The organism is Pseudomonas sp. NPDC096950, from assembly GCF_044762525.1.
In the GTDB taxonomy this organism is placed as follows: Bacteria; Pseudomonadota; Gammaproteobacteria; order Pseudomonadales; family Pseudomonadaceae; genus Aquipseudomonas.
On the sequence record NZ_JBIWEL010000019.1, the window covers coordinates 93874 to 115684 of the forward strand.

15 protein-coding genes and 1 tRNA gene are annotated in these 21811 nt (G+C 58.4%); 12 read left to right on the forward strand and 4 right to left on the reverse strand.

Going from position 1 to position 21811, the window contains the following annotated elements; genetic code table 11:
• Positions 1 to 48 precede the first annotated feature (48 nt).
• Both ACIQY3_RS24805 and ACIQY3_RS24810 read left to right on the forward strand, forming a co-directional pair.
• The gene (locus tag ACIQY3_RS24805; RefSeq protein WP_403024885.1) at positions 49 to 975 is read left to right on the forward strand and encodes a LysR family transcriptional regulator; all 927 of its coding nucleotides are present in this window, start codon (positions 49 to 51) and stop codon (positions 973 to 975) included.
• Between the two features lie 202 nt (positions 976 to 1177).
• The gene (locus ACIQY3_RS24810) at positions 1178 to 2617 is read left to right on the forward strand and encodes a coniferyl aldehyde dehydrogenase (protein ID WP_403024887.1); all 1440 of its coding nucleotides are present in this window, start codon (positions 1178 to 1180) and stop codon (positions 2615 to 2617) included.
• Positions 2618 to 2677: 60 nt separating this feature from the next.
• On the opposite strand, the gene ACIQY3_RS24815 is transcribed toward ACIQY3_RS24810, so the two are convergent.
• Positions 2678 to 3814 carry a sigma-54 interaction domain-containing protein gene (locus ACIQY3_RS24815; RefSeq protein ID WP_403024890.1) on the reverse strand — a complete coding sequence of 379 codons (1137 nt, stop codon included), beginning with the start codon at positions 3812 to 3814 and terminating at the stop codon, positions 2678 to 2680.
• A gap of 406 nt (positions 3815 to 4220) precedes the next feature.
• On the opposite strand from ACIQY3_RS24815, the gene ACIQY3_RS24820 reads away from it, so the two are divergent.
• The 7 genes from ACIQY3_RS24820 (at position 4221) to ACIQY3_RS24850 (ending at position 15056) form a co-directional block, all read left to right on the forward strand.
• Positions 4221 to 5873, forward strand: a complete 1653-nt coding sequence (locus ACIQY3_RS24820) for a DUF1302 domain-containing protein (protein ID WP_403024892.1) — start codon at positions 4221 to 4223, stop codon at positions 5871 to 5873.
• A gap of 15 nt (positions 5874 to 5888) precedes the next feature.
• Positions 5889 to 7250 (forward strand): DUF1329 domain-containing protein, encoded by a 1362-nt coding sequence (locus ACIQY3_RS24825; protein ID WP_403024897.1) that lies wholly within the window; start codon positions 5889 to 5891, stop codon positions 7248 to 7250.
• 69 nt (positions 7251 to 7319) lie between these two features.
• The gene (locus tag ACIQY3_RS24830) at positions 7320 to 8414 is read left to right on the forward strand and encodes a WD40/YVTN/BNR-like repeat-containing protein (RefSeq protein ID WP_403024900.1); all 1095 of its coding nucleotides are present in this window, start codon (positions 7320 to 7322) and stop codon (positions 8412 to 8414) included.
• Positions 8415 to 8444: 30 nt separating this feature from the next.
• Positions 8445 to 10892, forward strand: a complete 2448-nt coding sequence (locus ACIQY3_RS24835; RefSeq protein WP_403024903.1) for an RND family transporter — start codon at positions 8445 to 8447, stop codon at positions 10890 to 10892.
• 72 nt (positions 10893 to 10964) lie between these two features.
• On the forward strand, positions 10965 to 11795 hold the full coding sequence (locus tag ACIQY3_RS24840) for a p-hydroxycinnamoyl CoA hydratase/lyase (RefSeq protein ID WP_403024906.1): 831 nt from the start codon (positions 10965 to 10967) through the stop codon (positions 11793 to 11795).
• 125 nt (positions 11796 to 11920) lie between these two features.
• Positions 11921 to 13789, forward strand: a complete 1869-nt coding sequence (locus tag ACIQY3_RS24845; RefSeq protein WP_403024909.1) for a feruloyl-CoA synthase — start codon at positions 11921 to 11923, stop codon at positions 13787 to 13789.
• Positions 13755 to 15056 carry a thiolase family protein gene (locus ACIQY3_RS24850; RefSeq protein WP_403024911.1) on the forward strand — a complete coding sequence of 434 codons (1302 nt, stop codon included), beginning with the start codon at positions 13755 to 13757 and terminating at the stop codon, positions 15054 to 15056. The genes ACIQY3_RS24845 and ACIQY3_RS24850 overlap by 35 nt, the downstream gene beginning before the upstream one ends.
• Here ACIQY3_RS24850 and ACIQY3_RS24855 read toward each other — a convergent pair whose 3' ends face one another.
• Both ACIQY3_RS24855 and ACIQY3_RS24860 read right to left on the reverse strand, forming a co-directional pair.
• Positions 15057 to 15545, reverse strand: coding sequence for a MarR family winged helix-turn-helix transcriptional regulator (locus tag ACIQY3_RS24855; protein ID WP_403024913.1), 489 nt, complete (start codon positions 15543 to 15545; stop codon positions 15057 to 15059). It lies immediately after the preceding gene.
• A gap of 221 nt (positions 15546 to 15766) precedes the next feature.
• A tRNA-Arg gene (locus tag ACIQY3_RS24860) sits at positions 15767 to 15843 on the reverse strand.
• A gap of 348 nt (positions 15844 to 16191) precedes the next feature.
• On the opposite strand from ACIQY3_RS24860, the gene gabD reads away from it, so the two are divergent.
• The 3 genes from gabD to ACIQY3_RS24875 all read left to right on the forward strand — a co-directional run bounded on the left by gabD (position 16192) and on the right by ACIQY3_RS24875 (position 20439).
• On the forward strand, positions 16192 to 17634 hold the full coding sequence (gabD, locus tag ACIQY3_RS24865; protein ID WP_403024915.1) for an NADP-dependent succinate-semialdehyde dehydrogenase: 1443 nt from the start codon (positions 16192 to 16194) through the stop codon (positions 17632 to 17634).
• A 185-nt stretch (positions 17635 to 17819) separates the two neighbouring features.
• On the forward strand, positions 17820 to 19097 hold the full coding sequence (gene gabT / locus ACIQY3_RS24870; RefSeq protein WP_054050227.1) for a 4-aminobutyrate--2-oxoglutarate transaminase: 1278 nt from the start codon (positions 17820 to 17822) through the stop codon (positions 19095 to 19097).
• A gap of 127 nt (positions 19098 to 19224) precedes the next feature.
• Positions 19225 to 20439, forward strand: a complete 1215-nt coding sequence (locus ACIQY3_RS24875; protein WP_403024919.1) for an HDOD domain-containing protein — start codon at positions 19225 to 19227, stop codon at positions 20437 to 20439.
• A 123-nt stretch (positions 20440 to 20562) separates the two neighbouring features.
• On the opposite strand, the gene ACIQY3_RS24880 is transcribed toward ACIQY3_RS24875, so the two are convergent.
• Positions 20563 to 21552: a GGDEF domain-containing protein gene (locus ACIQY3_RS24880; protein ID WP_403024922.1), complete on the reverse strand. Its 990-nt coding sequence runs from the start codon at positions 21550 to 21552 to the stop codon at positions 20563 to 20565.
• Positions 21553 to 21811 lie beyond the last annotated feature (259 nt).

Sequence of the window (21811 nt, forward strand, 5' to 3'; positions counted from 1 at the left end):
TAAAATCCTGGGTTAGAATTAGTAAAACTCATATAGGTAATACGCTCTATGATTACCACTCATGGTGTGCAGCTGGACCTCAACCTGCTGGCCGTATTCCACTGGATTTATGTCGAGAAAAGCGTGAGCACTGCCGCGAAACAGTTGGGGATCTCTCAGTCAGCGGTGAGCCACTCGTTGAAGAAACTGCGTGAGCTCTTTCAGGATGAGCTGTTCCTTCGTTCCGGTTCGAGCATGGAGCCGACGCCCAAGGCGCAACTTATTTTTCAACCCATCAGCGAAATCATCAGCAAGCTGAACAGCGAGGTGCTGACGTCGATCGTGTTCGACCCGGCAACCGCCAGACGCTGTTTCACCTTGGCGATGATCGATATGAGCGAAGTGGTTTTCCTGCCCAGTATTTTTCGCTATTTCCAGCGTTATGCACCGGGCTGCACCCTGGTTTCGCATCAAGTACAGAACGAGTCCATGGTCAGCGCGCTGGAAACCGGATTGGCCGAAGTAGTGATCGGCAGCGTGGCCAGCGCACCGGATTTTATCTACCAGCAAACGCTGTTTCACCACGATTACCAGGTGCTGGTCTGCGAGCAGCATCCGCGCATTCGCGGCGATACCCTGACGTGGGACGATTATCGACGCGAGTCTCACATTGCCGTCGCCGCCGGTACTAACCGGCACTTGGAAGACACCACGCTGCAACCGCGGGGCATCAAGAGAAACGTTGTGCTGACCCTCGGTGGTTATCTTTCGGTGCCGTGGATTCTGCCGTCCACCGATTTGATTGCCACGGTTCCCACGCGGCTGGCTGACACGCTGGTGCAAACGGCACCGGTGCGCAAACTGCCGTTACCGGAAGCGGCCACGCCCTACGCGCTTCGGTCGATGTGGCATCCGCGTTGGCATAACGACCCGGGGCACCGATGGTTTCGAGGCGTCATCTTCCAACTCCTGAGCCGGTATCCAGAGATGTTTTGAGCCTGGCCACGGGTGCCCGATTCGATTTCCAGTAGGTCGTTTTTCTTCATTTTGATTAATTGACATAAGTATTTTGCCCGGCTAATGTTCAAGCCCTAAACCGCATAGATGCTCATGAAAAGCTGTCGCTGTGCCTCCGGCTGGCTATTGGGTGTCCTGGTTGAAAAACTTAACAACAATAACAATTTGGAGTGAGTTCACGATGGGCATTCTTGGCAAAGACAACGAAGCGGTCAGTGCGCAGCAGATTGGACACGCGCTTCAGCAAATGAAAAAAGCGCATTTGGATGAGGGGCCGCCCAGCCTGGAAAAACGCCTGGACCGGCTCGACCGCGCCATCACTTTGCTGGTGGAAAACAGCAGCGCCCTGGCACAGGCCGTATCCGACGATTTTGGCAATCGCAGCATTGAGCAAACCTTGTTGGCGGATGTCGGCAGTTCAATCGCGACGCTCAAGCACACCAAGGCGCATCTGGCTCAGTGGATGCAGGCGCAGAGTTTCGATTCGCCTTTTCCTGGCACCACGACTCGTGTCCACTATCAGCCACTGGGCGTTGTTGGCGTTGTCAGTCCTTGGAATTTCCCGATCATTCTCGCGTTCGGGCCATTGGCTGGGATCATCGCGGCGGGTAACCGCGCCATGCTCAAGCCATCGGAACTGACCCCGCGTACTTCCGCATTGCTGGCGGAGTTGATCGCGCAGCATTTCGATGAGCGGGAGATCACCGTGGTACTGGGCGGGAAGGACACTGGCACGCTGTTCAGCGCCCAGCCTTTCGACCATTTGATCTTCACCGGCAGTACCTCTGTGGGCAAACACATCATGCGCGCCGCTGCACAGAACCTGGTACCCGTGACGCTGGAACTGGGCGGAAAATCGCCGGTGATTATTTCCCGTAGCGCGCCGCTGCAAACCGCCGTCCAGCGCATCCTGACGGTCAAGACGTTCAGTGCCGGGCAAATCTGCCTGTCGCCAGACTACGTGTTGGTGCCGGAAGACGCCCTGGAGGCCTTCGTGGCCCTGGCGAAGTCGGCGATAGCGCAAATGTATCCGTCATTGAAAGATAATCAGCAGTACACCTCGATCATCAATCCCGCCAACTTCGAGCGCTTGCAGTCGTACCTGAGCGATGCACGCGCCAAGGGTGCCAAGGTGATCGAAATCAACCCGCTGAATGAAGACTTGTCCGACTCGCAGCTGCGCAAGATTGCGCCGACGCTCGTGGTCGATGTAACGGACGACATGCTGGTGTTGCAGGAGGAGATTTTCGGTCCGATCCTGCCGATCAAGACGTATTCGACCTTCTCGGAGGCCATCGATTTCGTCAATCAATTGCCACGTCCGCTGGCGGCGTATTACTTCGGCGAGAATCCCAAGGAGCACCAGCAGGTGCTGGAGCGCACCACCTCCGGCGCGGTCGTCATCAACGATGTAATGACCCATGTATTTGTCGACGATCTACCGTTTGGTGGCGTCGGGTACTCGGGCATCGGTGCCTACCATGGTGCGCAAGGCTTCAAGACCTTCAGCCATGCGAAGTCGGTGCTCGTGCAGAGCGCTGGCGGTGAATCCAATCTGCCCATGCGTGCGCCATACGGTGAACTCACCAATGCGGTGATCGATTCTTTGCTGCAATCCTGAGTTGCGCCCAGGCTGTAACGCCATTGCCCTCCTTCGCGAGGGCAATGGCGTTTCTGGTGTTCAGGGTACGAGCCTGCGAGAAATGCGGTAGGACAGTTGCGCCCGGGTCAGCCCCAGTCGGCGGGCTGCTTCAGAGACATTGCCTTTGACACTGTCCATGGTCTGGTCAATAAGCAAGGTTTCCAGGTGCTGCAACGTCATGTCTTGTTGTTGCGCGCTGTCGAGCAGCGACCTAAGAGTGACCTGAAACATTTCCGCCCGGGACAGGTCGCCGGGCATCTTTCCGGATTCGACGGTGGTTGTTTCGGCGCTGCGCGAGCCTTGAGCCAGCAGGTGTGCCAAATCAATGTGCTGATGGTCGCAGCCGTTGATGACGCCTCGTTCCACGAAGTTCTGCAATTCCCGAATGTTGCCGGGAAAATCATGGTCCAGCAGCATTTCCAAAGCGCTCGGTGTGAATCCCTTGAGGTGTTTGCCGTGCATGGCGTTGAAGCGTTGCATGAAATGATTAATCAATAGCGGGATGTCTTCCTTGCGTTCACGCAGGGGCGGTAGATGGATCGGAAAAACCTCCAGGCGAAAGAACAGGTCTTCGCGAAACTCGCCGCATCGCACGGCTTCGCGCAGATCGACATTGGTGGCGGCTACCAGCCTGACATCGATTTTCAAAGTACGAAGCCCACCCACCCGTTCGACTTCCGATTCCTGAAGCGCACGCAGTAGTTTTCCTTGGGCGACCATGCTCAGCGTGCCGATTTCATCCAGAAATAATGTGCCGCCATCGGCCCGTTCGAAACGGCCGGGCCGCGATTGGGTTGCGCCAGTGAAGGCGCCTTTTTCGACACCGAACAGCTCCGACTCCATCAGTGTTTCCGGGATGGCCGCACAGTTAACTGCCACAAAGGGGCCGTTGCTACGGGGGCTTGCGCAGTGAAGCATGCGCGCGAACATTTCCTTGCCTACGCCGGACTCGCCCGTGAATAACACCGTTGCCCGGGTAGGCGCGACGCGATGCAGCAGGTGGCAGGCAGCACTCAATGCCGGTGAGTTCCCGACCAGTTCACTGGTGTGTGCACCTGCTAACGAATGCTCTGCCTGGGAGTGAGGGTTCGCTTCCTCGGGACGAGGGAAAAACCGTACTTCGCTGACGAGCGCCTGGCCAGTGAGCGGTGCACGGGTGTGGTCGGGGACGTTCATTTTTATTATTTTCCGCACGATTGATTATGAAATTCAGCAAATGATGAATCTGCGCTCTCCACGAACACGGCAGCGGCGCCAAGTTATTCCCTTAAAGCCTTCTAGATAAGGGCTTTCAGCGCGACCTCGCGTCTGGCATGTGTCTTGCTCACTAAGATTAACAAATATAACTAATCTGCCCAGCTAAAGATAAATCATCCACACCGTACCGCACTGCTTTTCTGCTCGGTGGTACCCAGTGTTTGATGGATTTTCGACGGATGACGATGTTTTATTTGAATAGTCACGCCTGCGCGGAACTCCTTCGATATCGCCAAATTGATTACATAAGCTAATAATCACGCGATAACGGCGCGGCGTGGCCCTTTGAGCCTGACCTGAATAATAAAAATAGTGAGGTGGTTACATGCGTCGTTCTGTCTGCGTTGTGCGCAATACAGCGTTGGGAGTCAGTGCGTGGTGTGGTGTGGTTTCAACCGTTCTGCCGTTCTCCATGGCGCAGGCCATGCAGATACAGACCGATAGCGATTGGCAGGTGCGCTGGGATAACACGTTGAAGTACAGCCTGGCTTACCGAGTGGGCAAGCAGGACTCGAAGTTGACCGATTCGCCGACCCTCGGCGGCTTGTACCCTAACGTACAAAGCCAGGGTGATCGCAATTTTGATCGAGGCCTGGTTTCGAATCGCGTCGACGTTTTTTCCGAGCTGGACGTCAGTCAGAAAAACTACGGTCTGCGAGTCAGCGGTGCCACTTGGTATGACGATGTCTATAACCAAGACACCGACAGCAGTGATCAGCGCCATTTCCTCGATGACACACGGCAGTTGCATGGTCGAGATGCCGAGTTGCTCGACGCGTTCGTGTTTGTGCGCGGTAATGTCGGAGACAAAGGTCAGGCAACGGTGCGACTGGGGCGTCATAGCCTGATCTATGGGGAAAGCCTGTTCTTTGGCGGTAACGGTATCGCCAATGCCCAGGGCCCGATTGATGTGGTCAAGTTGTTGAGCGTTCCAGGCACCCAGTTCAAGGAAATCCTGCGACCCGTCAATCAGGTCTCCACACAATTTCAGGTCAATCCGCAACTGTCGTTGGGCGCGTACTACCAATTCGAATGGGAGCGTTCAAACATTCCCGGTGCCGGCAGTTACCTGAGCACCTTCGATATTCTCGGCCATGGCGCGGGCACCGTGGATTCGCTGACCGGTCCGAGCGTCAACGGTGGCGATATCAAGGCGCGCAATTCCGGGCAGGGTGGCCTGCAACTGCGCTACAAGCCGGACGGCACCGATTACGAGTTTGGTCTTTACGCTGCGCAATACAACGACAAGACCCCGAGCAGTGTCTACGCCAACCTGACAGGGGTGGTGACCACACCGCAGGGCGTCGCGCCGGTTTTCGGTTCCTACAATCAGGTTTATGCCGAGAAGATAAAGACGGTAGGCGCCAGTGCCTCCACCTCCTATGGCCCTTTCAATTTCGCGGCCGAAGCGTCACTGCGGTGGGATGCCCCCTTGGTCAGCAGCCTGCAAGTGGTGACGCCGGGCCAGCAGGCCGACAACGACTCCCATGCCTTGTACGCCAAGGGCCACACGGCTCACATCAATCTGTCGACGATTTATCTGCTGAACCAGACCGCGTTCTGGGATGGCGGCAACTTGCTCGCCGAACTGGCCTGGAACCGCACCCTGAGCGCCACCGAAAACCGTGCCGAGATCGATCCCAATACCACCCGGGATGCCACGGCGTTTCGTGTGCTGATGGAACCGGCGTACTTCCAGGTGCTGGATGGTATCGACATCACTGTTCCCATCGGCCTGGGCATTGGCCTGGATGGACGTTCCTCGGCCGTCAATCAGGCAGGTTTCGGTGTAGAGCATGGCGGGGACTGGAGCGTCGGGGTCAAGGCCACGTACCTGCAGGACCTGGAATTCGGGGTCAACTATGTCAATTACTTTGGCCCCAAGGCCCCACTGCTGGATGAGGCGGGGACGTTCACCTATGGACAAAGCCTGGCAGACCGAGACTTCGTTTCGGCCTACGTAAAGAAAACATTTTGATTAGAGGGGCAAATAATGATCACAAAAAACTCCCTGCGACGGTTTTTACTGATGCTGGCGTTAACCAGCGCTTCAATGGCCATGGCTGCCGTGACCCCGGAGGAAGCCGCTCATTTGAAAACCGATCTCACGCCTTTCGGCGCCGAGAAAGCCGGTAATGCCGATGGCAGTATTCCCGCCTGGACCGGCGGTTACACCCAGTCCGCTGCCAACTACAAACAGGGCGACAAACGCCCGGACCCGTTTGCCGCAGAAAAACCATTACTGTCGATCAGCAACAAGAACCTCGACCAGTACGCCGACAAACTGGCCGAGGGCACGAAAATCATGTTGAAGAAATATCCGGCGTATCGCCTGGATATCTACCCGACGCACCGTACTGCCGCTGCGCCGCAATGGGGGTATGACAACACCTTCAAAAACGCCACCACCGGCAAGATCGATGTTGCCACCGAAGACGTCAGCGGCGTGTATGGCGGTATCCCGTTTCCGATCGCCAAGAACGGTGCAGAGGTCCTGTGGAACCATCGCCTGGCCTGGAACGGCGGTGACACCTTCACCAGCTCATTCGACACTTGGTTGATGACCTCGGGTGGCAAAAAGGTACTGGCGACCCAAACGCCGTTTTTCTATCAATACCCGTACTATTTTCAAGAAGGCAGCGCCGACAAATTTGATGGCAACTATTTCCAGGGCAAGCTCCTCACCGAATTGCCTGCGTCGAAGAACGGCGAAGGGCTGATGGTCTATTACAACCTTAGCCCGGCCAAGCGGGCCAGTTGGCAATACCTGGTGGGGCAACGTCGGGTTCGTCGACTGCCCAACATCGCCTATGACACGCCGAACTTCGTGGCCTCCGGCGTCAGTTATTTCGACGAAGCCTTCATGCTGTTCGGCCCTTCCGATAAACATGACTTGAAGCTGGTGGGGAAAAAAGAACTGTACGTGCCTTACAACTCCAACAAGTCAGTGCTGGTGCCCAGTGATGAACTGGTGACACCCAATTTCCTCAATCCCGACCATGTTCGGTGGGAAAAGCATCGCGTCTGGGTGGTGGAAGCCACGCTTAAGGCTGATCAGCGTCACGTGGTCCCGCGTCGCACCTACTATGTTGATGAGGACACGTGGCAGATCGTCCTGGTTGACGGATATGACGCGCAGAACAAGTTGATCCGCCAGACCTGGTCGCTGCCGTACCTGGCCGGTGACCTGCCGGCCCTCACAACGCAGTTCATGTGGGGCACCTACAACATCGATACCGGCGCCTATGTACATGGCTTGTCGTCCAACGACACGCCTGTCCATTACGCCCGTACGTCGCGTCAACCTTCGTCGTTTTTTACGCCGGATGCCATGGCGGGTGAAAGCTCACGCTGACGCCCGCAGTGCCGGGTCGACTCGTTCTGAGTCGCCCGGTTTCAGGTAATCAACCCAGGCAGTAAAACGATGATCGATTTGAAATGTTCAAGGGCATTGCTCCGCGCAATCGCCCTATTGGTAGTGCTGTGCTCGGCAGAAATCTGCAACGCTCAAGAAGGGCCGCGGCCTGCGGTGCTCGATCAGCCGGCGATGCTCAATCAGCACGCCACCAAGAGCGTCTTGTTGGGTGTGACGCGTGCGGGCGCGCGGCTGGTAGTGGTCGGTGAACGCGGCTTGGTGCTGCTGTCGGACGATGATGGCAATCACTGGCAGCAGGCTAAGGTGCCGGTCGGCGTGGCGTTGACCGCCGTTCAATTTGTCGACGACCAGCAAGGGTGGGCGGTGGGGCATCAAGGTGTGGTGCTTCACACCGTCGACGGCGGACAGACCTGGGAGAAACAGCTCGATGGCGTGCAGGTCGCCGAGTTGTATAGGGCCGCTGCCGAACAAGGCAGCGGACCGCAGAACGGGCAGCGAGTCAAAGAGGCAGAGCAACTGGTGGCCGACGGCCCCGACAAGCCGTTTTTGGATGTGCTGTTCAGTGACAGCCGTAACGGTTTTGTGGCGGGCGCCTACAACCTGTTGCTGCGTACCAGTGACGGCGGAAAAACCTGGCAGCCGTGGTCCTGGCATGTCGACAACCCTCAGTCCTATCACTTCAACAGTTTACTGAGCGCGGACGGTGCGCTGTACATCGCCGGTGAGCGAGGCCTGCTGTTGCGCAGTCGGGATGGCGCACAAAGCTTCCAGAAATTATCCCTTCCCTATGAAGGCAGCCTGTTCGGGATCGCAGCATCGCGACACGGCGAGTTGGTCGCCTTCGGCTTGCGTGGAGCGGCGTTCTGGTCGGCCGACAGGGGCGATACCTGGCAGCGAATTTCCACCCAGGTCGACAGTTCGTTTTCCGCGGCGGTGCCACTGGCCAATGGAGCGTTGTTGTTGGCGACCCAGGCGGGAGAGCTGTTGGTCAATGCGCCTGGCAGTGAGCACTTTGAGCGCGTGGCGGGGACCTGTGGTGCGGCAACGGCAGCGGTAGCGATCAGTCCTTCGGGGAGCGTCGTGGTTGCTGGTCCCAATGGCGTCTTCCGCGAATGTGCAGGCGCTTTATCGAGTGCCCGATGAGCAGCAAGAATCAGCGGTTCGGAGTTAGAAGTGAACAACCATAAGTCGATCGAACAACAAAAAATCGTCCAGCGTCTCGAAGAGTTCGACAGCCAGTCCGGCAGTTGGAGCGAGCGCGCCATCTTCAATCATCGCCCTTGGGTAGTGCTGTTCTGTCTGGTGTTGACGCTGGTGCTGGGCGTGCAGGCGACGCGTATCGGCCTGAACGCCAGTTTCGAAAAAACCATTCCCACGGGTCATCCCTATATCAGCAATTACCTGGCGCACCGCAACGATTTAAGCGGTCTGGGCAACTCGATCCGCATTGCCGTCTCGACCAGCAAGGACAGCATTTTCGACAAGCAATACCTCGACACGCTGGCGAAAATCAATGACGAGGTGTACCTGTTTCCGGGTGTCGACAAGCCATTCATGAAGTCTTTGTGGACCCCGAGCACGCGCTGGATGGCTGTGACGGAGGACGGCCTGGATGGCGATACGGTCATTCCGGCCACGTACGATGGCTCCGCGAAAAGCCTGGCGCAGATTCGCAGCAACGTGGCGCGATCGGGTGAAGTCGGTCAGTTGGTGGCGGGTAATTTCAAGTCCAGCGTGATTTTCGTGCCACTTCTGGACATCAATCCGGACACCGGCAAGCCTCTGGACTACGGGCAGTTTTCTGCCCAGCTGGAAGCGTTGCGGCACAAATATCAGAGCGACGATATTCAGATTCATATCACCGGGTTCACGAAGATCCTGGGTGATCTTATCGAGGGCCTGGGGCAGATTTTGCTGTTCTTCGTCGTCGCCGTGGCGATCACCGTGGCCATCCTGTTCTGGTACACGCGCTGTGTGAGAAGCACGGTGATAGTCGTGATGTGTTCGCTGATCGCCGTGCTCTGGCAAATCGGTCTGCTGGCGACACTGGGGTTCGAGCTGGACCCTTATTCGGTACTGGTGCCGTTCCTGGTGTTCGCGATCGGCATGAGCCACGGCGCACAGAAGATGAACGGGATCATGCAGGACATCGGGCGCGGCACGCATCGGGTGGTCGCGGCGCGCTATACCTTCCGCCGCCTGTTTGCGGCCGGCATGACGGCGTTGCTGTGCGATGCGGTGGGCTTCGCCGTGTTGATGGTCATTCAGATTCGCGTGATTCAAGATCTGGCGATGACCGCCAGCATCGGTGTCGGCGTGCTGATTTTTACCAACCTGATTCTGTTACCGATCCTGCTGAGCTATTTCGGTGTCGGCAGGCAGGCGGCGATTCGCAGTTTGCGCGAAGAAAGCAGCGAGATGCGCGCCCAGGCCAAACATCCGCTGTGGTACTTGCTGGATTTGTTCACCCAGCGGCGCTGGGCGGTAGGCGCCGTGCTGGTGTGCCTGGTATTGGCGGGTGCCGGCATGGCGGTCAGTTGGCGGCTGAAAGTAGGTGACCTGGACCCTGGCGCTCCAGAGTTGCGTGCCGATTCCCGGTACAACCAGGATGCGGCGTTCATGAACCGCAACTACGCCGCCAGCTCCGATATTTTCATGATCATGGTCCAGACGGGCGAGGACCAGTGCACGCACTACTCGACGCTTTCAGCGGTGGATGAGCTGGCTGCACAACTTGAGCAATTGCCGGGTGTCGAGTCGACCAATTCAATGGCGACGCTGAGCAAGATCGCCACCTCCGGCTACAACGAAGGCAGTTTCAAATGGTATGAATTGATCCCCAACGATAGCGCGCTGGGAACGGTCCAGGGCCGTGCATCCCGAGAGTTGTTTAATCAGGGATGTTCGCTGTTGTCGCTGTATGTGTATCTGGCCGACCACAAGGCCGACACCCTTAGTCGAGTCGTCGACACCACCGAGGCGTTTATTGCCAGGCACAAGGACGGCGAGGCGAAGTTCCTGTTGGCGGCGGGCAGTGCGGGCATTGAGGCTGCGACCAATATCGTGGTGAAAAAGTCGATGCACGAAATGCTGTGGCTGGTGTACGGCGCAGTGATTTTGCTGTGTTGGGTGACATTCAAGTCCTGGCGAGCGGTGGTGGTCGCGGTGGTGCCGCTGGCGCTGACGTCGATCCTGTGTGAGGCGTTGATGGTCGGGCTGGGTATGGGGGTGAAGGTAGCAACCTTGCCGGTCATTGCCTTGGGTGTCGGTATCGGCATCGACTACGCGCTCTACATTCTCAGCGTGATCCTGGCCCGAATGCGCGCCGGTGACAGCTTGTCCCAGGCCTATTACAGCGCACTGCTGTTCACCGGGAAGGTCGTGCTGCTGACCGGCATCACCCTGGCGATCGCGGTCTTCACCTGGGCGTTTTCGCCAATCAAGTTTCAAGCCGACATGGGAATACTGCTGGCCTTCATGTTCATCGTGAACATGCTCGGCTCGCTGATCCTGCTGCCGGCGCTCGCGCACTTTCTCTTGCCGACGAAAATATTCGTCACTGACGCGCCATCGGGGTGCCGCCAACCCGCTGCGAACATGGTTATGCAGATTAATAGTTAATTGACATAACTAATTTTCTTGAATAGTCTTTCTTCCACGCACCATCAAACAAACATGAGTAAGGGTCCGGTAATGAGCAAGTACGAAAACCGTTGGCAGACAGTGAAGGTAGACGTGGCAGACGGCATTGCCTGGGTCACCCTGAACCGTCCCGCCAAGCGCAACGCGATGAGCCCGACATTGAACAGGGAAATGCGCGACGTCCTGGAAACCGTCGAGCAGGATTCCGACGCCAAGGTTCTGGTGCTGACAGGGGCCGGCACGGCCTGGACCGCAGGCATGGACCTCAAGGAATATTTCCGCGAAGTGGACGCCGGTCCGGAAATCCTTCAAGAGCGCATCCGCCGTGATGCCTCGGAGTGGCAGTGGAAACTGTTGCGCATGTACAGCAAGCCGACCATCGCGATGGTCAATGGCTGGTGCTTCGGCGGTGGATTCAGCCCGTTGGTGGCTTGTGACCTGGCTATCTGTGCAGATGAAGCAACTTTTGGTTTGTCCGAGATCAACTGGGGCATTCCCCCTGGCAACCTGGTGAGCAAGGCCATGGCCGACACCGTCGGCCACCGCGAGTCGCTCTACTACATCATGACCGGCAAGACCTTCGAGGGGCCCAAGGCTGCGCAAATGGGCCTGGTCAACAAAAGCGTGCCACTGGCGCGCCTGCGAGACGAAGTGATCGAGTTGGCACAGGATCTTCTCGACAAGAACCCGGTAGTGCTGCGTGCCGCCAAGATCGGTTTCAAGCGTTGCCGCGAACTGACATGGGAGCAAAATGAAGACTACCTGTACGCCAAGCTTGATCAGGCGCAGCTGCGTGATCCGGAACACGGCCGCGAACAGGGCCTGAAGCAATTCCTCGATGACAAGAGCATCAAGCCAGGCCTTCAGGCCTACAAGCGGTAAGTCCGCCACCGCTACCTCGGCGGCTTGTCGTCCCAGGGCTCACCCCGAGCTGCATGGGCCCGGCTGCCGACGGTAGAGCCTTGGTTTTGTCATTCCCTACAATCAAAAGAATCGAGGAATGCTCCATGTCCGAAGTCTCTTCATCGAGCAGCCAGCGTCCGGGTAGTTCGGGGTATCGTCACGTCAGTCTGGGTCAAGCAGGAGTGCAGACCCGCGAGCAGGGCGGCTTTACGTATTTGCAGTCGGAAGAGCCCCTGGGGGATTACCCGCCGCGTGTACTGGACCGGCTGCTTCACTGGGCGCTCAACCGGCCTGATCAGACGTTTGTTGCGCGGCGTGGGGCCGACGGTCAGTGGCAGCACATCAGCTACCAACAAATGCTCGAGCGTAGTCGCGCACTGGCGCAAAACCTGCTCCGGTTTGGTTTGTCCGCCGAGCACCCGCTGGTCATCCTGTCCGGTAATGACCTGGAGCACATTCAACTGGCGTGTGCGGCGCTGTACGCGGGCATTCCGTTTTGCCCGGTGTCGCCCGCTTACTCCACGGTTTCTCGAGACTTCGCCAAGCTGCGGCACATTGTCCAGGCCCTTGAACCCGGCCTGGTATTTGCCAGTGATGCCAGCCAGTACAGTCGCGCCATCGAGGCTGTCGTGCCGAAGGGCACGCCTTTGATATTTACCACCGGAACACTGGCGGGGCACGACTGCGATCTGTTCAGCAACCTGTTGCTCGCGCCTCACAGCAATCAAGCGGATGCGGCGTTCGCGGCGATCGGCCCGGCGACTATCGCCAAGTTTCTGTTTACCTCCGGCTCGACTAAAAATCCCAAGGGTGTCATCACGACTCAGGGGATGCTCTCTGCCAACCAACAGATGCTGCTGCAAACCTTCCCGGTCTTTGCGCAAGAGCCGCCGGTTCTGGTGGACTGGTTACCGTGGAACCACACGTTTGGTGGCAGCCATAACGTGGGCATCGTTTTGTACAACGGTGGCACGTTGTACATCGACGACGGCAAGCCGACACCTCAGCTGTTTGACGAAACCCTGCGCAATCTCAAGGACGTCTCTCCTACCGCTTACCTGACTGTGCCCAAGGGGTGGGAAGACCTGGTGACGGCGCTGGAGCAAGATGCCGAGTTGCGTGAGCATTTCTTTGCCCGGGTGAAATTGTTCTTTTTCGCTGGCGCCGGATTGTCCCAAGCGGTCTGGAACCGTCTGGACAAGGTTGCCCAGGACCATTGCGGTGAGCGTATCCGGATGATGGCGGGGTTGGGGATGACCGAAACGGCACCCTCCTGCACATTCACCACGGGGCCGCTGTCGGTGGCCGGTTACATCGGCTTGCCGGCACCTGGCTGTGAAGTGAAGCTTGCACCGGTCGACGGCAAACTCGAAGTCCGTTTCCGCGGGCCCCACGTGATGCCGGGTTACTGGCGCCTGCCGGCAGAAACCGGCTCGGCGTTCGATGATGAAGGTTTTTATCGATCGGGGGATGCGGTGAGGTTTGCAGACCCGAATAATCCGCGCCTGGGGTTGATGTTCGACGGGCGGATCGCCGAAGACTTCAAATTGTCGTCTGGCGTTTTCATTAGCGTCGGCCCGTTGCGTGCACGGATTATCCTGGCCGGCGCGCCTTACGTTCAAGACGTATTGATCGCTGCACCTGATCGCGAGCGACTGGGCATCCTGATTTTCCCACGCATGGCTGAGTGCCGGATGCTGGCGGGGCTGGACAGTCATGCCCTGCCCGAAGACATCGTGGCATCGCAGGCGGTGCGTGACTGGGTGGCCAGTCTTTTGAAGCGGCTCAATGAGGAAGCAACGGGCAGCGCCAGCCGTATCGACTGGGCGTACCTGCTGGCCGAGGTGCCCTCCATCGACAGCGGTGAGATTACTGACAAAGGTTCGATCAATCAGCGCATCGCACTGGAGCGTCGGGCGGCTCGGCTGGATGATCTGTATGCGGGACGCGATAGTGCGATCATCCATGCATAGGCGGCGAAAAGGTAGCTTTGAAGCTTTCGACGATGTTGCTCTTTTAAGCGCTGTGCGTACGCCGTGGAGCGATCTTGGCGGGCCGCTGGCCAAGGTGTCGCCGACGGACCTGGGAATCAAAGTCGCGCGGACCGTCCTGGCCCGCTCGGCGATGGATCCTGCGGCGGTCGATGCAGTGATTGCCGGATCCGTGGCACAGAGCAGTTTCGACGCGTACTTCATGCCCCGGCACATTGGTCTTTACAGCGGTGTGCCCGTTGCGGTGCCTGCGCTGCAGGTACAGCGCATCTGTGCGACCGGCCTGGAGATACTTCATCAGGCCGCTGAGCGGATTGATCGCGATGACGCCGATATGGTCTTGTGCGTTGCCAGTGAGTCTATGTCGCGCAACCCGATCGCGGCATATACCCACCGGGGCGGATTCAGTCTTGGGGAGCCGGTACAGTTCAAGGACTTCTTGTGGGAGGCGCTGTTCGATCCGGCCATCGGCATCAACATGATTGAAACCGCCGAGACGCTTGCTCAGCAGTACACGATCAGCCGTCAGGATGTCGATGAGTGGGCTCATCTGAGTTTCGCCCGAGCCATGGCGGCCCAGGAGCAAGGCTGGTTTGACGATGAACTGGTGACGGTGCAGTCCGAGCGCTTCGAGCAGGATGGGTACTGCACACGTTCCATTGCATTGCCACGCAAGGTTGCAAAGGTCAGTCGTGATACCCACATCCGCCATTCATCTCTGGAGACATTGGCTGCATTGCCGACCCTTTCCGCGTGTGGCGTGCAAACGGCGGGCAATAGCTGCGCGGTGGTCGATGGCGCGGCGGCCATGTTGGTGGCCAGAGCCAGCCATTTTCGCGAAATGCCCCTGCTTGCCATGTTGCGTGCGAGCGCGGTGGTGGGCGTTGAGCCTGAGTTGATGGGGCTTGGACCGGTGCAGGCCATTCGTCTGTTGTTGGAGCGCACGGGCCTGAGCCTGGACGATATTGATCTGTTCGAGATCAATGAGGCCCAAGGCGCCCAAGTTCTGGCGGTACAGCGTGAGTTGGGACTCGATCCGCGGCGCCTCAATGTCTGTGGGGGCGCTATTGCGATGGGGCATCCATTGGCAGCAACCGGGTTGCGGCTGGCCATGACCCTGGGCCGACAGCTGAAGCAAAGTGGCCTGCGCTTCGGCATCGCTTCTGTGTGTGTCGGCGGGGGGCAAGGCATGGCGCTATTGCTTGAGAGTCCGACGTTCACCCGAACACGACGCACGCCCCATCACTGATTAGCTGTCACCGGCAGGTGTCCTGTAGACCTTGTGCAGCAACGTGAGCAACTGCGCGCGCTCGGCATCGCTGAGATTACGGGTCGCGGTCAAATCACTTTGTGCGGCTACTTCCTTGAGCTGCTTGAGCGTCGCTTCACCGACCTTGCTCAAAAAAATTCCATAAGAGCGTTTGTCTGGCTTGCAACGAATACGCAGGGCCAAGCCCTGTTTCTCAAGCTTGTTCAACAACGGCACCACCTGAGGTGGATCGATGGCCAGACTGCGGGCCAGATCGGTCTGCATGAGCCCAGGTGCCTGCTCGATAATCGCCAATGCGGAAAATTGCGCCGGCCGCAAATCGAAAGCGTTGAGCTGCTCGACAAGGTTTTGAAACACCTGAAGCTGCGCACGACGCAGCGCGTAGCCGATCAGGCTGTCAAGAATGTCACTGTCGGCAGGTGACGCTTGCGTATCGGCGGGCAGAGAGGCCAGGGAAGGGCTGGGCATAAGCGAAGTCCCGGAAAAAAGGTTAGTTAATTAGTGTAACTTTTTTTTCGCGCGGGCTCTTCATACAATTCTTGTCTTGCGGCATTACCGGGTGGGCCATGTCTAATCGCGAAATACATCGCCCGGCTGTTCGAATCAAGCAACATTGATCGTCAGGCAAACATACCACCCACAAAAAAGCCTCAGTCCCTGCGGACTGAGGCCTTCTTGTTTCTACTATATGGTGCACCAGGCGGGATTCGAACCCACGACCACTGCCTTCGGAGGGCAGTACTCTATCCAGCTGAGCTACTGGTGCAAGCGGGCGCCATGATACTCATATGCGTTGCGGGCGTCCATGCTGCTGAATAGGCTGTGTTTTTCCAAGCTGTAACACCCGTTTGCTACGTTGATCAGAAAAAATAGGCAAATGCGCCGTTTTCGTTCTTTTTTTCGAACAGGCTATTGTCCTTTACCCCCTTTGATCCTAGGATTCGTTTGAGATTTCAAACGCTCTTGTCTGGGTGCTGAACCGCACGAGTCCATTCCGTGCGCTATTTATGTGCTTCAGCCCGGTGAATGATTTCCCTGACGGCAGCCTTTGAGGCGCCTTTCTACAATCATAATTCGCTCCGCGCTGGTCGCGGTGCTGTTAAGGAAAGCCGACATGCAGCTTAAAGACACCCAGTTGTTCCGCCAGCAAGCCTTTATCGATGGCGCTTGGGTCGATGCGGACAACGGTCAGACGATCAAGGTCAACAACCCGGCAACGGGCGAAATTCTGGGCACCGTGCCGAAGATGGGCGCTGCCGAAACCCGCCGTGCAATTGAAGCCGCTGACAAAGCGCTGCCGGCCTGGCGTGCACTGACCGCCAAGGATCGCGCGAACAAGCTGCGTCGCTGGTTCGAGCTGATCATCGAAAACCAGGACGACCTCGCTCGCCTGATGACCCTCGAGCAAGGCAAGCCATTGGCCGAAGCCAAGGGCGAAATCGTTTACGCCGCTTCCTTTATCGAGTGGTTCGCCGAAGAAGCCAAGCGCGTCTACGGTGATGTGATTCCGGGTCACCAGCCAGACAAGCGCCTGATCGTGATCAAGCAGCCAATCGGTGTGACCGCAGCGATCACCCCGTGGAACTTCCCGGCCGCGATGATCACCCGCAAGGCGGGTCCAGCACTGGCCGCCGGTTGCACCATGGTGCTCAAGCCTGCTTCGCAAACTCCATTCTCCGCATTCGCTCTGGCTGAACTGGCCCAGCGTGCCGGCATCCCGAACGGTGTGTTCAGCGTTGTTTCCGGCAGCGCCGGCGACATCGGTAGCGAGCTGACCAGCAACCCGATCGTGCGCAAATTGTCCTTCACTGGCTCGACCGAAATCGGTCGTCAGCTGATGGCTGAATGCGCCAAGGACATCAAGAAAGTCTCCCTGGAACTGGGCGGTAACGCGCCGTTCATCGTGTTCGACGACGCGGACCTGGATAAGGCCGTTGAAGGCGCGATCATTTCCAAGTACCGCAACAACGGCCAGACCTGCGTCTGCGCCAACCGTCTGTACATTCAGGATTCGGTCTACGACGCGTTCGCCGAGAAGCTGAAAGTGGCCGTGGCAAAACTCAAGATCGGCAACGGTCTGGAAGAAGGCACCACCACTGGCCCGCTGATCGACGAAAAAGCCGTGGCCAAGGTTCAAGAGCACATTGCTGACGCGATCAGCAAAGGCGCAACCGTTCTGGTCGGTGGCAAGGTGATGGAAGGCAACTTCTTCGAGCCAACCATCCTGACCAATGTGCCGAAGAACGCAGCCGTGGCCAAGGAAGAAACCTTCGGTCCACTGGCACCGCTGTTCCGCTTCAAAGACGAAGCCGAAGTGATCGCCATGTCCAACGACACCGAGTTCGGCTTGGCTTCGTACTTCTATGCCCGTGACTTGGGCCGTGTGTTCCGTGTGGCTGAAGCCCTGGAATACGGCATGGTCGGCGTCAACACCGGGTTGATCTCCAACGAAGTCGCGCCGTTCGGCGGCATCAAGGCGTCGGGCCTGGGCCGTGAAGGCTCCAAGTACGGCATCGAAGATTACCTGGAAATCAAATACCTCTGCCTGGGCATCTAAGCCCGGCCAGGCGTTTTGCTTCAAGCAGAAAGGGCACGAGAGCGCTGTCCCTTTCTGCGCTTCAAACGGAATTTTCTCTGTGGCCGGGAAAGCTGTGGCAGTCGATCATCGCATGCTGCCGTAGTTGCCTCCCCGCCGCATTTTCCTTGAGCTACGCCGCCCGATGAGCGGTGAATGAGGACTTTATGAGCAAGACTAACGCATCCCTGATGAAACGCCGCGAAGCCGCTGTACCACGCGGTGTTGGCCAGATTCACCCGATCTTCGCCGAGTCCGCGAAGAACGCCACCGTGACCGACGTTGAAGGTCGCGAGTTCATCGACTTCGCCGGCGGTATCGCCGTGCTGAACACCGGCCACGTGCACCCGAAAATCATCGCCGCCGTGACCGAACAGCTGAACAAGCTGACCCACACTTGCTTCCAGGTACTGGCCTACGAGCCGTACGTAGAAGTGTGCGAAAAAATCAACGCCAAGGTGCCAGGTGATTTCGCCAAGAAAACCCTGCTGGTGACCACCGGTTCCGAAGCGGTAGAGAACGCCGTGAAAATCGCCCGTGCCGCCACTGGCCGTGCCGGCGTTATCGCGTTCACTGGCGCCTACCACGGTCGCACCATGATGACCCTGGGCCTGACTGGTAAAGTCGTGCCTTACTCGGCCGGCATGGGCCTGATGCCAGGCGGCGTCTTCCGCGCGCTGTACCCGAACGAACTGCACGGTGTGAGCATCGACGACTCGATCGCCAGCATCGAACGCATCTTCAAGAACGACGCAGAGCCGCGTGACATTGCTGCGATCATCATCGAGCCGGTTCAGGGCGAAGGCGGTTTCTACGTCGCGCCTAAAGAGTTCATGAAGCGCCTGCGCGCTCTGTGCGACCAGCACGGCATCCTGTTGATCGCTGACGAAGTGCAAACCGGCGCTGGCCGTACCGGCACTTTCTTCGCCATGGAACAGATGGGCGTTGCTGCCGACCTGACCACCTTCGCCAAATCCATCGCTGGCGGTTTCCCGTTGGCCGGTGTGTGCGGTAAAGCCGAATACATGGACGCCATTGCTCCAGGCGGCCTGGGCGGCACCTACGCCGGTAGCCCGATCGCTTGCGCCGCGGCCCTGGCCGTGATGGAAGTGTTCGAAGAAGAACACCTGCTGGATCGCTGCAAGGCTGTCGGCGAGCGTCTGGTCACTGGCCTCAAAGCCATCCAGGCCAAGTACCCTGTGATCGGCGAAGTCCGTGCCCTGGGCGCAATGATCGCGGTCGAGCTGTTCGTCGATGGCGACAGCCACAAGCCGAACGCTCCAGCCGTGGCAGCCGTTGTGGCCAAGGCGCGCGACAAGGGTCTGATCCTGCTGTCCTGCGGCACTTACGGCAACGTTCTGCGCGTCCTGGTACCGCTGACTTCGCCGGACGAGCAACTGGACAAAGGTCTGGCGATCATCGAAGAGTGCTTCTCCGAGCTCTGATCGACAAGTGTGACCTGATCGACAAAAAAACCCGCTTCGGCGGGTTTTTTCGTGTCCGCGGAACACATCGCGCTGTATCGAATGGCCAGCATTGACTAAGGTTCATGCATTGCCGTTGGAGGTACGAATGACCGCTGTGGTTTTACCCGCTGTTCCGCGAGTGCTGATTGCCGAGGCCGACCCATGGTCCCGCGACCTGCTCAAGCAGGTGTTGTTGAATGTGCGCTGCGACGCACGGCTGGACCTGTGTGCTGATGGCCAGCAAGCGATGGAGCTGCTGGCGACTGTGCCTTACGACCTGGTGATCGTTGACTGGGAATTGCCCGGTATCGATGGCCTGAACGTCTTGCGCAGTGTTCGTCAGCGCAAACGCAATCCGCCGTTGCCGTTCATTTTGTTGAGCAGTCGCAACGACAGCGCCAGCGTGCGCGAAGCCTTGCCCCTTGCGCCTTCGGCGTACCTGACCAAACCTCTGGACATGGAAAACCTGACTCATCGTCTGCAGGAGTTACTGCTGAACGCCGGTGAGGAAGTGTCCTGCGAGGTGCCGGCGCTGTCACCGGGCATGACGTTGTCGGTGTACCTGGAGCGTCGACGGGAGTCGACTGACGGTGCGCCGTTGATGACCGACGTGCAGTTGGCGGTCAAACGCAGCCTGAATCCCAATGGCCTTGATCTGACGCTGCTGGAAGCCGAAATCCGCAACGATCCGCAAATCACCGCCGTGCTGATCGCCGCCGCCAACAGTGCGGCCCAGCACCATGGCGTCGGGGTTCAAACCCTGTCCCAGGCGCTGCATCGCTTGGGCACCGCGCAAAGCATGAACCTGATTCTGGGCCTGGCCCTGAAACGCTGCGCACGGCTTAGTGATTCGCATCTGGCGGACTATGCCGAGCGTTACTGGGAATTGTCGTTGCGCACAGCCGAATATGGCCGGACTTTGGCGCGCTTACTGGATCTGGACCAGGAGCGCTGTTATTGCGCGGGAATGCTGCATCGCCTCGGTGACTTGGCATTGCTGCGTTGCTTGCAGGAATGGAAGCAGGCCGGTGGCGAACTGGACGAGTGGGAAGAAATCGGCGATGCCCTGGCCGAGTTCGGCGCGAGCTACGGTTCGGCGCTGCGAACTCGCTGGCGCCTGCCGCTGGAGTTGCGAGAGCTGATTGCAGCGGTCTACCAGCTCGGTGGCGGGGTTTACTCCCGCGAAGCGCTGGTGATGAACATGGCGGCGCAACTGGCGCGCCTGACCGAGCATGAGGGCATTGAAGAACTGGCCAAGAGCCGGACCGCGCGATTGCTCAAGATCGGGTTGCCGGAATTGATGCGACTGCGCAAAAAGTAGACCTCACACCACTCCCCCTGTGGGAGCTTGCTCGCGAAGGCGCCGTGTCAGGCACCCTGATATCGACTGACACGACGCCTTCGCGAGCAAGCCCGCTCCCACAGGGGGTTTTTGTTGAGTCTGTCAGGCCGAGATAATCCGGTTCTTGCCCTGACGCTTGGCTTCGTACATCGCCGCATCCGCACGGGCAAACATACTGTCGAGGCTTTCGTCCTCGGCGGTGAGGCTGGTCAGGCCCTGGCTGACGGTGATGCCGAACGTCTGGTCATCATGGCTGAAGCTCAACCGCTGAATCTCTCTTTGCAGGCGCTCGGCCACTTGCATGGCCATGTCCGGCGCGCAGCCCGGGAATACCGCAGCAAACTCTTCCCCGCCAATTCGCCCGAACAGATCACCCCGGCGTAATGCCGCTCGGCCGCTTTCGGCGATGTGTTGCAGCACGGTGTCGCCTGCCGGGTGGCCGTAGCTGTCGTTGACCACTTTGAAGTCATCGATGTCCAGCAGCAGGAAGGCCAGAGGCGCGCCCTGCAGCTTCGCCTGTTCAAATTCGCGATGGGCGCATTCGAAGAAGTGTCGGCGGTTGCTACTTTGGGTCAGCACGTCGGTGGTCGCCAGGCGTTGCAGCTCGGTTTCCATCTGCTTCTTTTCGGTGATGTCTTCGGCGATGCCGACGATGATCACCGGTTGCCCCGGTTCGGCCTGACGGTTGATGAAGCATTTGTCGCTGAGCCAGCGCACTTGGCCGTCGGCGGCGATGATGCGGTATTCGCGGTCTTCGACGGCACCTTTGACCAGCACTTCGGCCAGGCTGCGCTCGGCGTAGTCCAGATCGTCGGGGTAAATGCTGTCGCGCCACTGGTTGTAGTCGGCCAGCAGCAACCCGGCGGAACGGCCGAAAATCCGTTCATAGGCGGGGCTGACGTACAGCACCTGACGGGTTTCCCAGTTGAAGGCCCAAAGTACGGCGTTGACGCTGACCAGCAACGAGCTGAAGAGTTGTTCGCGTTCGCTCAGGCGTGCGACTTCACCTTGGGCATGCATGAGCGCCATCAGGGTTTGCGCGGCCTCGGGCCACTGCGGGTGGGATGAGTCTTGCAGGTTTTTAGTGACCATCGGCACAAATCTCAAAGGGCGTGCGCCGCTCGAGGTTTCGAAAGCGGCCACTACGTGGGCCTTTTATCGATTATTTCTTGTGCCACAGCAGGCGCTGTCACGCTTAGGTGGGAAATAATTGATAACAGGTCTCGGCCCGCCTGGATGGCGAAGTGTCTTTGAGATAGGGGATTTGGAGCTTAGTTCCCGGCTGGCGTGGCGAGGGAGGGGGCTCCCGCCGGGCGGTACTGACGACGCGTTTTTTCAGCGAAAGAACGCG